Genomic DNA, 12,459 nt, shown 5'->3' with positions numbered 1-12,459 from the left:
CTGCTATCAGGCGGTGAACTTCACCTTGCGACGACGCGCCATGATGAAGAGCACGGCGCCCGCGGCGAGCAGAACGGCCGCGCCGGCCGCGATGCCACCAGCGGCGGCACCGGTCAGCGGCAGGGTCTCCTCGTCATCGCCGCCACCCTGGCCGGGGGCCGGGGCGGGGGAGGTGCTGGCGCTGGCGGACGGGCTCGGCGAAGCGCTGTTGCACTCGGCCGGCTTCTCCTCGTCGTCCCACTTGATCGCCTCGAACTCCTCACCCTTGAACTTCGGGGTGACCTCGAGACCCTTCTCGCCCTTGAAGGTGACCTGCTTCTTCTCGCCCGGCTTGGCGACGATGGTCTGAGCCGCGCCCTTGTTCGGGGTGAAGGTGACCTCGATGGTGGTCTTGCCCTTGGTGTTGTCCACCTGGAAGATCAGCGAGTCACAGGTGACCTGGTAGCCACCCTCGAAGTTGTCCTCGGGCTGCTGGCAGTCCTTGGGCTCTTCCCACTTGCCGACGAGAACCGGCTTGTCGCTGCTCTTCTCGGTGACGACGACCTTGCCGGCGTTCTTGGCCGGGATCGAGACGGTGACCGGCTCCTGGCCGACCTTGACCGTCACGTCCTTGGTGAAGTCGGTGCCGACGATGGTGAACTCGGCGTCCTTCTTGGCGTCCTTGCCGTTGGACAGCGTCACGGTCACGCCGTCACAGCTGGAGGCGAGCTGCGCGTCCGGCTTCGGGGCGTCCTTGGTGCAGGTGCCGTCGAAGGTCACGGTGCCGGTGGACGGCTTCGGCTCGACCCACCAGTTGCCGTCCTTCTCCTTCCACATGGCCTTGACGGCCAGCGTGACGGACTGGGTGCCGCTGGCGACCTTCTGGGTGCCCAGGACCGGCTCGCCGCTCTTGAACGGGAAGTCGGGGCCCTCGGTCTCCTTGATGCCGTCGATGGTGCCTTCCGGCGTCACCTTGACCTCAGCGAGCTTGAACGGCTGCTCCTTGTAGACACCGACCGCGTCGACGGACCAGTTGATGGTCCAGTCGCCGGTGGCGGTGTCACACGTGGGGGTGCCCTTGACCACGCTGTGGTGGGCGCTGGCGGGCGACGCGAAGAACGCGACACCGGCGAGGCCGATGAGCGTTCCAGCGACCACGGCGGTGGAACGCCGCAGCTTGGACTTCAGCAGGTTCACGCCTACTCCTGTAACTGGGGAAAAACGTTCAGGGGTGTGCGCAAGGAAGCGGCGAGCCGTCACCGAGATGGAGAATGGGCGATGGCCTGCGACAACGCCTCCCCACGTCGTCGGCCGGCGTCCGGTGGAGGACGCCTGCAACAGCGCCTGACCATAGTCACTAATGCCTATCTAGGAAATCCCTCAGAGGATCCTAAGGGTGTTGTTGCAGATTCGTGATCTTCCCTTAACTGAGGGAATTTGCACCGAAGCTCAGCGTGGTGATGCTCTGCGCATTTGTTCACTCGCGGGCCACAATGCGTACGTAGTCAAGTAGTTTCCGAAGAGTGTTCATCGCAGAATCGCGAGAGGCGTCATGACCCGGATCATCGCGGGAGCGCACGGCGGCCGCCGGCTGTCCGCGCCCGCCGGGGCGCTCACCCGGCCCACATCGGACCGTGTGCGGGAGGCGTATTTCAGCGCACTCGATTCGATGACGGATCTTTCCGGCGTTCGCTTTCTTGATCTTTATGCCGGGTCGGGGGCGGTCGGGCTCGAGGCGCTCTCGCGCGGCGCGAGCCACGCGCTTCTGGTCGAAGCGGACGGCCGGGCCGCCCGCACGATCCGCGACAACATCGTCGCGCTGCGCCTCGGGGGCGCGGCCCGGCTCGTCACCGGCAAGGTGGCCCAGGTCCTGGCCACGCCGCCGGACGGCGGGCCGTACGACGTGGTCTTCGCCGACCCGCCCTACGCGGTGACCGACCGCGAGGTCACCGAGGTGCAGACGGCGCTGGTCGAGCTCGGGTGGCTGGCTCCGGACGCGGTGGTCACCGTGGAGCGTTCGACCCGGGGTGCGTCCATGAGCTGGGTGGACGGCATCACCGCGGATCGCAGCAGGCGTTACGGGGAGACCACTCTTTGGTACGGTCGCCGATCATGAGACGAGCGGTGTGTCCCGGCTCCTTCGATCCGGTCACCAACGGCCACCTCGACATCGTCGGGCGGGCCAGCCGGCTGTTCGATGAAGTGATCATCGGCGTGTTGATCAATCAGTCGAAAACCGGCCTGTTCACCATCGAAGAGCGCATCGAGATGTTGCGAGAGGCGACGTCTTCGTACGCCAACGTCCGGGTGGCCTCGTTTCACGGGCTTCTCGTCGATTTCTGCCGTGCGCAGGGTGCGGCGGTGGTTGTCAAGGGTCTGCGCGCGGTCAGCGATTTCGATTACGAGTTGCAGATGGCGCAGATGAACATCGGGCTCTCCGGCGTGGAGACACTGTTCATGCCGACCAACCCGCTGTACTCATTTCTGTCGTCGAGTCTCGTCAAGGACGTGGTGAAGTGGGGCGGCGACGCCTCGGCGTACGTCCCGGACTTCGTCGGCGAGCGTCTGGTGACGCGCCTCAAGCAGAACTAGGGCGCGCCCGGCGTGCCGGTGCCCTCGTCTGCGGTGACCCACGCAGTACCGTGAGCGAACCACGTGGATTGGGAGGCATCGGTGGATCCGCTCGACCGTATCGACGAGATCATCGAGCTCGTGCAGGAGTCGCGCTCCGTGCCCATGTCGCGGACGAACTTCATGTTCGACCGCAACGAGATGGTCGAGCGCCTCGACGAGCTCCGCTCCGAGCTGCCGAGCGAGCTGCGCAAGGCCGCGGCCGTGCTGGAGGAGCGCGACCGGATCATCGAGGCCGGCCGGCGCGAGGCCGACCGGATCATCAGCGAGGGTGAGACCGAACACGCCCGGCTCGTCTCGGTGAACGAGATCACGGTGTCGGCCGAGCACGAGGGCGCCCGGATCATCGCCGAGGCCCGCACGGAGGCCCAGCGCCTGCGTGAGGAGGTCGACGACTACGTCGACACCGCCCTGGCCAACTTCGAGCAGTTCCTGACCAGGGCCCTGGCCTCGATCGAGCGCGGCCGTGACAAGATGCACGCCCTCCGCGAGATCGGCAACTTCCAAGGGGAAGATAGTGAACGGCCGCTGCCGTTCTAGTTCCTGCGCGGGGGTAACCCCGGATTCGACGGTACGGCGGCAGCTCAGGTAACCTTTTCTGTCGGCCTACCCAGGCTGAGGAACAACGATGCCCAAGTCACCACAGAGTCACCTCGATCCCAGGCAGCCGCTCGTCGTCGACACGACGAAACTTCCGCGCCAGCCTGGTGCGACGCGTGCCCTCAAGCGGGTGATCCCGGCCCCGGCGGACCTCGGACTGGAGTTGCTCTCGGTTCCCGAGGGGTCCGACGTCGAGCTCGATCTCGTGCTCACGTCGGTCTCCGAGGGGGTTTACGTCAGCGGCAACGCCCGCGGCTCGCTGGTCGGCGAGTGCGGTCGGTGCCTCAACGAGATCAACGAGTCCTTCGACGTCAAGATCGCGGAGCTGTTCGCCTACGAGGACAGCACCACCGAGGAGACGACCGACGAGGACGAGGTGGGCCGGATGCAGGGCGACCTGCTCGACCTGGAGCCGGCTCTGCGGGACGCGGTGGTGCTGACCTTGCCGACGAACCCGCTGTGCCGACAGGACTGCCCAGGCCTGTGCCCCGACTGCGGGGTGCATTTCGACGACCTTCCGGCTGGTCACAGCCACGAGGAAGTCGATCCCCGCTGGGCCGCTTTGCGTAACCTAACGAATACCGAGGAGTAAGCCGTGGCCGTCCCCAAGCGCAAGATGTCGCGCAGCAACACCCGGTCCCGCCGGGCGAACTGGAAGGCGACCGCGGTGCAGACCGTGGCCTGCCCCCAGTGCAAGTCGCCGCACCTGCCCCACACCGCGTGCGGGGTCTGCGGCACGTACAACGGTCGTCAGGTCCTCGAGGTCTGAAACCGCGCTTAGGTGACGCGCCCGATCATCGGGCGGCTCGCACCTGCGCAACGGCGTCCCGGTGTTTCGGTCTCCCCGCAGCTGGCTGTCGGGGAGCCGGGCACCGCGCGGATCGCCGTCGACCTCCTCGGCGGGGACAGTGCTCCCGCCGTCGTGGTTGACGGCGCTCTGCGTGCCTGCCAGGCCGATCCCGCCCTTCACCTGCTGCTCGTCGGACCGGCCGAGGCCGCCGACGAGTTTCTTGACGCCCTTGACCCGGCCGAGCACGGCCGGGTCGCTCGCATGCCCATAGCGCCCGGCGAGCGCGTGGAGAGCTGGGTCGAGTCGGGCGTCCGCTCGGCCGTGCTGGCCGTCGCCCAGGGCGAGGCCGACGCGGTGATCTCGGCCGGCAACACCGGGGCCACCGTGACGTCGGCCGCACTCGGCCTGGGACGCTGGCCCGGCGTACGGCGCCCGCCGCTGGCCGCCGTGCTGCCCAGCGGCGCCGGGCGTCTCGTCCTGCTCGACGTGGGCTCGTCCGTCGACCCGGACGAGGACACCATGGCCATGCACGCCCGGCTCGGTGCCGCCTACGCCTCCGTCGTGCACGACGTCGCCGCGCCCCGCGTGGGCCTGCTCACCATCGGCACCGAACGCGGCAAGGGCGACCGGCTGCGCCGCGCCCTCCCACCCGCGCTGGCCGCGCTCGATCTGCCGGGCGGGGCCCGGTACGCCGGGCTGGTCGAGGGCAACGACGTCGTCTCCGGCGCTGCCGCCGACGTCGTCGTGACCGACGGTTTCACCGGCAACATCCTGCTCAAGGGGCTCGAGGCGGCGTACGCGGAGCTCGGGCCACCCACCACCGGCGCACCGCCCCCGCGCGCCGCCCTCCTGCTCGGCGTCGCCGGCACCGTGGTGGTCTGCCACGGCGCGGCGTCCGGGCCGGACGTCGCCGCGGGCATCGCGTTCGCCGCCGACCTGCACCGCCGGGCCGCCGTCGCGGCCATGGCCGACATGATCGAAGCACAACGAGGTGTCTGAAGATGAGTGACAAGCGCCGCCGGCCGCCGACCCTGCCTCTCGAGGAGGCGTTCGGCGTCCCGATCGAGCCCGCTCTGCTCGAACGCGCGCTCACCCACCGTTCCTACGCGTACGAGAACGGTGGCCTGCCGACGAACGAGCGGCTGGAGTTCCTCGGCGACTCGGTGCTCGGCGTCGTGATCACCTCGGCGCTCTTCCACAACCACCCCGACCTGCCCGAGGGCCAGCTGGCCAAGCTGCGGGCGAGCGTGGTCAACATGCACGCGCTGGCCGACGTGGCCCGCGGCCTCGGCCCCGAGGGGCTCGGCAAGCACCTGCTGCTGGGCAAGGGCGAGGAGACGACCGGCGGCCGCGACAAGGCCAGCATCCTGGCCGACACGCTCGAGGCGCTGCTCGGCGCGATCTACCTCGACCACGGCCTGGACACGGCGGGTGAGGTGATCCACCGGCTCTTCGATCCGCTCATGGTCGAGTCGGCCAGCCGGGGCGCGGCCCTCGACTGGAAGACCAGCCTCCAGGAGCTGACCGCCGCTCTCGGCCTGGGCGTGCCCGACTACGTGATCGAGGACTCCGGCCCCGACCACGCCAAGACCTTCACGGCCTGGGTCGTGGTGGCCGGCGAGCGTTACGGCGGCTCCGAGGGCCGCAGCAAGAAGCAGGCCGAGCAGCGGGCCGCCGCGGCCGCCTGGCGCATCCTCACCGAGCGCACCGCCGAGCAGGACGGCGCTCTGCTGGACAAGGCCGAGGACAAGACGGAAGAAAAAGACACCGAGTGAGTGTCGCGGTTGAGGAGCGCCCCCGGCTCTGGCGCGCCGCGGGCGCCTGGCGGGGCGTCGGCACCGCGATCGGGATCTTCGCCCTGACCCGGGTGGCTCAGCTGATCATCCTGGGCTGGCTCGACGCCGCCTCCGACGACCCCATCGGCATCCGCAACCGGCTGCTCGTCTGGGACGCCGGCTGGTTCCTGAAGGTGGCCGTCAACGGCTATCCGCACGGCTACACGTACGACATGGCCGGCCAGCTCCAGGGCAACGAGCTGGCCTTCTTCCCGGTCTATCCACTGCTGATCCGGGCCGTGGCCGCGGTCGGGATCCCGGCCTCGACCGCCGCCCTGATCGTGAGCTGGGTGGCGTCGGTCGCCATGGCGATCGCGCTCCACCTGCTCGGCACGTCGCTCTACGACAAGCGGGTCGGCTGGGCCCTGGTCGCGATCTGCTGCTCGGCCCCCGTTTCGATCGTCTTCTCCATGGCGTACTCCGAAGCGGTCTTTCTGGCCCTGGTCGCGGGCATGCTGGTCGCCGCGCACCGCAAGGTGTGGTGGGCGGCCGGACTGCTGGGTGTGCTCACGGCGCTGAGCCGGCCCACCGGCGCGGCGGCCGCGGTCGCCCTCGCGGTCGCGGCCCTGCTGGCCGTGCGGGCCGACCGGAAGCAGGCGTGGAAACCCCTGCTGGCGGCGGCGGTCGCGCTGGCCGGGGTGCCGCTCTTCCTGGCCTGGGTCGGCTGGCGCGTCGGCGATCCGGCGGCCTGGTTCCGCATCCAGGCGGCCGGGTGGGGCACGGCCTTCGACTACGGGGCCAGCACGGTCACGTTCCTGGCCACCACGCTGAGCACGGGCGACGGCTGGGTGCCGATCAGTGTGGCCCTCATCCTGCTGGCCGCGGTGGCCGCGGCCTGGGTCGCGCTGGCCGGGAAGCCGTGGCCGCCGCTGGCTGTTTACGGATTGATCGCCATGGTGCTCGTCTACGGGCAGGCCGGTTTCTACCATTCGAAGCCCCGGCTGCTCGTCCCCGTACTGTTGACGCTGCTTCCCGCGGCGATCGCCGCCTCCCGGGCCCGGCCCCGGGTGGCGATCCTGTCGATCACCGCGTGGGCGGCCTTCGGCCTCTGGTACGGCGCCTATCTGGTGGCCGTCTGGCCGTACACGCTTTAAGAAGGAGACCCGCAGTGCCCGAGCTGCCCGAGGTCGAGACCGTCCGGCAAGGCCTGGCCAAGTGGGTGACCGGCCGGACGATCAGGACCGTCGAGGTGCACCACCCGCGCGCGATCCGCCGGCACCTGCCCGGCGACGCGCACTTCATCGCGCTGCTGACCGGCCGGACCATCGTGGACGTGTCGCGCCGCGGCAAATATCTGTGGTTCCCGCTCGACTCCGGCGACGCGCTCATCGGCCACCTGGGCATGAGCGGCCAGCTGCTGATGCAGCCGGGCGAGGCCGAGGACGAGAAACACCTGCGCATCCGGTTCACCTTCACCGACGACGGCCCCGAGCTGCGCTTCGTCGACCAGCGGACCTTCGGCGGGCTGTCGCTGTCGGAGGGCGGCGCCGAGCTGCCCGACGAGATCGCGCACATCGCCCGTGACCCGATGGACCCGCTCTTCGACGACGAGGCGTTCGTGGCCCGGCTGCGCGGCAAGCACACCGAGATCAAGCGGGCCCTGCTCGACCAGACGCTGATCTCCGGCGTGGGCAACATCTACGCCGACGAGGCGCTGTGGCGGGCCCAGCTCCACGGCGCACGGCCGACAGATCAACTGACCAGGCCAGCCGTACGCCGTCTGCTCGCCCACGTCCGGGACGTTCTCGGCGAGGCGATCGTGGCCGGCGGCACCAGCTTCGACGAGCTGTACGTCAACGTGAACGGCGAGAGCGGATATTTCGACCGGGCGCTCAACGCGTACGGCCGGGAGGGCGAGCCCTGCCACCGCTGCGGCACCCCGATCCGCCGCGAGCAGTTCATGAACCGCTCGTCGTTCAGCTGCCCCCGCTGCCAGCCCCGCCCGCGAACGATCCGGCACTGATGTACGGGCTGGCGTCGGTGGCCAGCCCGAAGCCGGCGCCCCGGCGGCCCATCAGCCGGCGGGCGGCGGTGAGCAGCGCGGTGGGCACACCGTGCACGATGTGGCCGTCCCCGGGACGTACACCGTCGCCGTCCCAGCTCTGATAGGCCTCCCACGGTCCTTCGAACGTGCAGATCCGCACGCCGAGATCGCGGTAGAGCGGGTGCGTGGGCACGCCCGGGTTGAGCACCACCCGGTGCAGCCCGCGCCGGGCGGCCAGCCGGATGGTCAGGGCGACCGGGCCGACCCCGCCGGAACCGGCCGGGGCGCGGTCGAGGAACAGTCCCTCGGCGCCGTCCTCGCGCCAGGCGTCCACGTCGGCCAGCACGTCGGCCAGGGAGCGGCTGCCCCAGTCGAGGTCGATGCGGCCCAGCGACTGGTGCAGGCTGCGGCGCTCGCCGGGCAGGTCCCGGACGATCCAGGTGTCGCCGTCCAGCGGCAGCTCGGGGGACGGGTGCGCGTACGGGGGGAAGAGAGTCTTCACGAGGTTCTCCGTTGGTCGGCGGCGGTTAGTGAGCTCGGCGGTCGTCGGCGGCGGTCATTGCTACGACCAGCAGGCCGGCCAGGTGGGTCGCGGCGAGCACGGCCACGGCGTCGGGCAGCGGGCCGGCCGCGGGCAGCGGAAGGATCGGGAGGGCCACGACGGCCAGCGGGGGAGCGACGGCCAGGGTTGCGGCGAGACCGGTACGCCCGCGCGCGGCCAGCAGGAAGGTGACGGCGAAGACCCCACCGAGCAGGGTGCCGCCGGCCAGGCCGAGCACGTCCTCGCCGGCGTCGGCCGGAAGCTGGTAGGCGCCGACGGCCAGGGCCACCCCGACGGCGAGCGGCGGCAGCAGCCCGGCCAGCGTGATCAGGGTGACGCCGCGGACGTGCCGGCGATAGGCGGCCTGGTCGGTAGCGGTGTCGAGCCCGGCGTCGACCTGGTCGGTGTGCCAGCCGATGAGGGCCTCGAGGATCGGCACGGCCAGCAGCAGCGGCAGCCAGAACGGCGCGGTCGAGCCGGACGGCCCGGCCTGCCAGAGCAGGCCCACACAGATCGCCTGGGACGCGCCGATCACCCCGAACATGCCACCGCGCCGCAGCTCGGGCCGGGTCGGGCGGGGCATCCGCCCGCGCAGCCCCGGGATGACCACCGGCCGGAACGCGCGCACGGTGGTCACCACGATCGCGGCCGGCAGCAGCGTGCCGATCGGCAGCTCGCCGGCGACCGGGTCGCCGGCGAGCCCGGCCAGCGTCGCCGCGGCGAGCAGCCAGCACGGCAGGCTCCATCCGATCAGCGCCGCCTCGGAGCGGGTGACCAGGGCCGCGGTGACCGTCGCCAGGCTGGCCAGGCCGCCGAGCCCGATGACCAGGGCCAGGCCGCGTTCCGGGCCGACCAGGGCGCCCGGCGCGATCCAGACGAGGGCGCACCACAGCGCGGCGACCGCGGCGAAGCCGTAGCCGACCAGCCGCGCGGCCGCCGACGGCCCGGCGTGCCGGGCGATGGCGGCGCCGGTGCTGGTCAGGGCCTGGGCGGCCGTCCACCCGAGCAGCAGGGCGGCGATCGGCACCGGCCAGGCGACCCGGCTCAGCGGCTCGGCCGCGGCCACGGCGACGCTGAGCGGCCCCAGATAGAGAGAACAGCGCAGGAGAGCCGACCGGAGATACGTGCGCCGAACCGGCGCCCGGCGCGACCGGGGCTCGGCCGCCGCCCGGCGCGACCGAGGCTCGGCCGCCGCCCGGCGTGATCGAGTCGTGGCTACCGCCGAAGCGTGGCGCGCCGGGAGGTCGGCTGATGCCGACGCGAGGTGTGCGGAGATCTCGGTTGACGCTGTCAAGTGGCGTGCGGAGGACTCGGTGTCCGGAGTGAGGTCGGCGGCTTCGGCGGCGGCCGGGTTCGGGGCCGGTTCGGGCAGCAGGCTCATCGCGTGGCGGGGCGGGGCCGGAACGCGGTGCCTCTTCCCGCGGGACGTGTGCGTGCGCCGGCGGGCGGGGGTGATCGTCATCTGTCCTCCCGGACTAGCCAGCGGAGTGTGACCGGCGGTTCCGACCGGGGAGCCGGTACCGCGAGCGCCAGTTCGAAGGCGGCGGCCGGCGGAGGCGCCGCGAGATCGGTGTAGAGGGCGCCGTAGACGCGGACCACCCGGTCATTGGTGAAGTGGGTGAGCGCACGCCGCCGGGCCGCGTCGCCCAGCTGGCGGCGGCGCGACGGCGACCGCAGCAGGTCGGTGACGGCGATCGCCAGCTCGGCCGGGTCGTCCGGCTGCACGAGCACCCCGGCGTCGCCGAGCGTCTCGGCGGCCGGGCCCACGTCGACGCCGACCACCGCGCGGCCCGACATCATGGCCTCGATCAGGCGGTACGGCGGGTCGGCGGGCCCGGGCACGTGCGCCACCACGTGTCCCGCGGTGTAACGATCACGCGGGTCGGCCGGCAGCGGGTGCAGGCGTACCGCCCGGCCCAGCCGCATCCGCTCGATCTGCTCGGCGCAGTGGTCCTCGTGGGCGGCGGTCACGCCGACCAGGTGCAGCACGGTGCCCGGCACGGCCGCCACCACCTGCTCGAACGCGGCCAGCAGCGGGGTCAGCCCGCTGTCCGGGCCGCCGCTGCCGGCCCACACCACCGCGGGCTCGGTGTCGAGCTCGGCCGCGCCCGGATATTCCGACGGGTCGACCCCGGCCGGCACCTGGACCAGCTTGGCCGCCTGGGCGCCGTGCCGCAGCGCCCAGCTGTGGTGATAGGCGCTGAGCGGGGCGATCAGCCCGGCCTCGGCGTATCCGGTGCGGGCGACCGCTCCCCGGAAGCGGCGCAACACCGTGCGGACCGCCGGGGAGAGTCGTTCCTCGTGCGGTTTGTGCCGGGCCACCGGCGTGCGGGCTTCGGTGAGAAGCAGCGGCGTTCCGGTACGCCAGCGGCCGGCCAGGGCGGTCAGCAGCGGGGTCGTGCCGCCCACGCAGTGCACCAGGTCGGCCTCGGGCATCGGCACGGCGAGCGCCCCGAGCGCGTGCCGCAGCAGCGTGGCCGCCGTCCGCGCGTCCCGCATGCTCAGCCGTCCCTCGGCCCGCCACGCCTCGGCCAAGGCGTCGGCCAGCGGCAACGAGGCCAGCAGGGCGGGCCGCTCCGCGACCATCTCGGCGACCTGCCGCAGCCCTTCCGAGAAGACGATGTCGGCGGGCACGCCACCGACCGCGCGATCATCCCCGGCTTCCCGGCCGCCCCGATCTCCACGGCCACCCCGATCTTCACGGTGGCGCCGATCTTCGCGGCCGTCCCGCTGCTCGCGGTCGCCCCAGGCTTGGCGGCCGTCCCGCTGCTCGCGATCGCCCCAGGCCTGGCGGTCGTCCCGCTGCTCGCGGCCCCAGTCTTCGCGGTGGTCCCGCTGCTCGCGGTGGCCCTTGTCTCCGCGGCCGGTCTGATCTCCGCGGCTGGTCTGATCTCCGCGGCCGCCCCGGCCATTCACGGCGCCGTGCGGATCCGCGCCGGCACCCCAGCCTTCACCGGCCTGATGCCCGCGGTCGTCCCCGCTCGCGCGGGAGCCCGGCGGCTCGTGGACGCCTCCGGTGTAGAGCGGACCGTCGCCCAGCAGACCTTGGCTGAGCAGGGCGGCGGCCGCTCGGAGGCGGTCGTCCGAGTCGCCCCGGCGGCGTTCGGGGCGGGTGGACGATCTGGTGACGGCGACGGCACGGGCCGAACGCACGTTGAAAGGCAGCGGGTACGCGGGAGCGGACGGCGGTTCGCGGTCCGTGACGGTGAGCAGTTCGAAGCGGAACCGGCGCAGCCCCTCGACGAGGGTGCGGCACCAACCGCTGAGCGCGTCCCGCCGGTACGGGTACCCGCCGCCGGTGAGCAGGCAGACTCGCTCTCGCGACGGGGTCGGATTCACGATGGGGGCAACGACGGACCGCCGCCGGGCGCGGGAGCGTGTCGGGTAGGCGACACAATTGGACGGTTTTCATCCGATTTGCCTACCCTTATGACAAAGTTTGTCCGGATTCGCGTTTGCCGGACCGTTTTGGATCTTTCATCGCGCGCGCATAACGGCCGGATGGCCACATAAGCCCTGGTGAAGCCGTCAAGGTGGCAAGATTCACTCTCGCTCCGTGCCAGGTGCCGTCCCCACGGCTTGACGAGAGTTGGGTATCGGCGGACTATGGAGAAGTCGCCAGTCGCGCCCACTCATGCCCGGTTTCGGAATGCACAGTTCCAGCTTGGCATGAGAGATCTGCACCTTAAGAAACACATCCGAGGGTGCATAGTTCTGTGCTCATGCGTGCCCTTGAGCATAGACGCGCGGTGCACTGGGCGCGCGTAGCGCCGGCCTCTCCGGCAACGCTTTCCACAAGAAGAAGCACAGCTTCTCAAGGAGTCACCATGGCGAAGGCCCTCTTCGGCCACGTAGGTGCGGCGCCCGATCGGCGCCTGCTCGACGAGGTCACCCGACTGCGTTCCCGGGTCCAGTCCCTGGAGTTCGAGGTCACCCGCCTGCGGGCGGAAAATGATCGTCTCGCGGCGGCAGCCGCGGAGGCAGACGATTTCGCGCGGCTGACCGAGCCCGCGCTGACCTGAGCTTCGCCGGCCGTCGCGACCCGGCGGCCCCAGCTGTCCCTCGACGCACCCCCCAAGTAAACGGCGCGCCTCCACTC

At 71.3% G+C, this 12,459-nt stretch carries 14 protein-coding genes; 10 read left to right on the top strand and 4 right to left on the bottom strand.

All coding sequences use genetic code 11. The features are described 5' to 3' along the window. Window positions 1-6 precede the first annotated feature (6 nt). Entirely contained in the window at window positions 7-1,176 is a 1,170-nt protein-coding gene (locus tag ACQP2X_RS43260; protein WP_498691868.1) for a cell wall anchor protein, read from the bottom strand. 355 nt (window positions 1,177-1,531) lie between these two features. Between ACQP2X_RS43260 and rsmD the strand changes: the two genes are divergently transcribed. From rsmD to mutM, 9 genes are all read left to right on the top strand, one after another. Continuing rightward, on the top strand, window positions 1,532-2,095 hold the full coding sequence (gene rsmD / locus ACQP2X_RS43255; protein WP_498691867.1) for a 16S rRNA (guanine(966)-N(2))-methyltransferase RsmD: 564 nt from the start codon (window positions 1,532-1,534) through the stop codon (window positions 2,093-2,095). Beyond that, entirely contained in the window at window positions 2,092-2,571 is a 480-nt protein-coding gene (gene coaD / locus ACQP2X_RS43250; RefSeq protein WP_097318367.1) for a pantetheine-phosphate adenylyltransferase, read from the top strand. Before rsmD ends, coaD begins: the two co-directional genes overlap by 4 nt. An 81-nt stretch (window positions 2,572-2,652) precedes the next feature. Then, complete coding sequence (locus ACQP2X_RS43245) at window positions 2,653-3,150, top strand: ATP synthase subunit B family protein (protein WP_097318369.1); 498 nt, start codon at window positions 2,653-2,655, stop codon at window positions 3,148-3,150. Window positions 3,151-3,238: 88 nt separating this feature from the next. Next, a complete protein-coding gene (locus tag ACQP2X_RS43240; RefSeq protein WP_498691865.1) occupies window positions 3,239-3,802 on the top strand; it encodes a YceD family protein in 564 nt (187 codons plus the stop codon). A 3-nt stretch (window positions 3,803-3,805) separates the two neighbouring features. Next, window positions 3,806-3,979 carry a 50S ribosomal protein L32 gene (gene rpmF / locus ACQP2X_RS43235; protein WP_097318372.1) on the top strand — a complete coding sequence of 58 codons (174 nt, stop codon included), beginning with the start codon at window positions 3,806-3,808 and terminating at the stop codon, window positions 3,977-3,979. 81 nt (window positions 3,980-4,060) lie between these two features. After that, the gene (locus ACQP2X_RS43230) at window positions 4,061-4,999 is read left to right on the top strand and encodes a phosphate acyltransferase PlsX (protein WP_498701219.1); all 939 of its coding nucleotides are present in this window, start codon (window positions 4,061-4,063) and stop codon (window positions 4,997-4,999) included. 2 nt (window positions 5,000-5,001) lie between these two features. Then, window positions 5,002-5,775 (top strand): ribonuclease III, encoded by a 774-nt coding sequence (gene rnc / locus ACQP2X_RS43225; RefSeq protein ID WP_498691863.1) that lies wholly within the window; start codon window positions 5,002-5,004, stop codon window positions 5,773-5,775. Then, a complete protein-coding gene (locus tag ACQP2X_RS43220; protein ID WP_498691862.1) occupies window positions 5,772-6,929 on the top strand; it encodes a mannosyltransferase family protein in 1,158 nt (385 codons plus the stop codon). Before rnc ends, ACQP2X_RS43220 begins: the two co-directional genes overlap by 4 nt. Window positions 6,930-6,943: 14 nt before the next feature. After that, entirely contained in the window at window positions 6,944-7,798 is an 855-nt protein-coding gene (gene mutM / locus ACQP2X_RS43215; protein WP_498691861.1) for a bifunctional DNA-formamidopyrimidine glycosylase/DNA-(apurinic or apyrimidinic site) lyase, read from the top strand. Here mutM and ACQP2X_RS43210 read toward each other — a convergent pair. Genes ACQP2X_RS43210 through ACQP2X_RS43200 form a run of 3 tightly spaced genes read right to left on the bottom strand, consistent with a single transcriptional unit; the run spans window position 7,752 to window position 11,699 of the window. Next, window positions 7,752-8,321, bottom strand: a complete 570-nt coding sequence (locus ACQP2X_RS43210; RefSeq protein WP_097318384.1) for a spherulation-specific family 4 protein — start codon at window positions 8,319-8,321, stop codon at window positions 7,752-7,754. The genes mutM and ACQP2X_RS43210 overlap by 47 nt on opposite strands. Window positions 8,322-8,346: 25 nt before the next feature. After that, window positions 8,347-9,822 carry a hypothetical protein gene (locus tag ACQP2X_RS43205; RefSeq protein WP_498691860.1) on the bottom strand — a complete coding sequence of 492 codons (1,476 nt, stop codon included), beginning with the start codon at window positions 9,820-9,822 and terminating at the stop codon, window positions 8,347-8,349. Next, complete coding sequence (locus ACQP2X_RS43200) at window positions 9,819-11,699, bottom strand: DUF3492 domain-containing protein (protein ID WP_498691859.1); 1,881 nt, start codon at window positions 11,697-11,699, stop codon at window positions 9,819-9,821. The genes ACQP2X_RS43205 and ACQP2X_RS43200 overlap by 4 nt, the downstream gene beginning before the upstream one ends. A 488-nt stretch (window positions 11,700-12,187) precedes the next feature. Here ACQP2X_RS43200 and ACQP2X_RS43195 point away from each other — a divergent pair, with 488 nt between their 5' ends. Next, window positions 12,188-12,382 (top strand): hypothetical protein, encoded by a 195-nt coding sequence (locus tag ACQP2X_RS43195; protein WP_097318386.1) that lies wholly within the window; start codon window positions 12,188-12,190, stop codon window positions 12,380-12,382. Window positions 12,383-12,459: the final 77 nt, after the last annotated feature.

The organism is Actinoplanes sp. CA-131856, assembly GCF_050956135.1.
Classification (GTDB): Bacteria; Actinomycetota; Actinomycetes; order Mycobacteriales; family Micromonosporaceae; genus Actinoplanes.
Note: the sequence above shows the minus strand (reverse complement) of the source record. Positions and strands in the feature narration are given on the sequence as shown.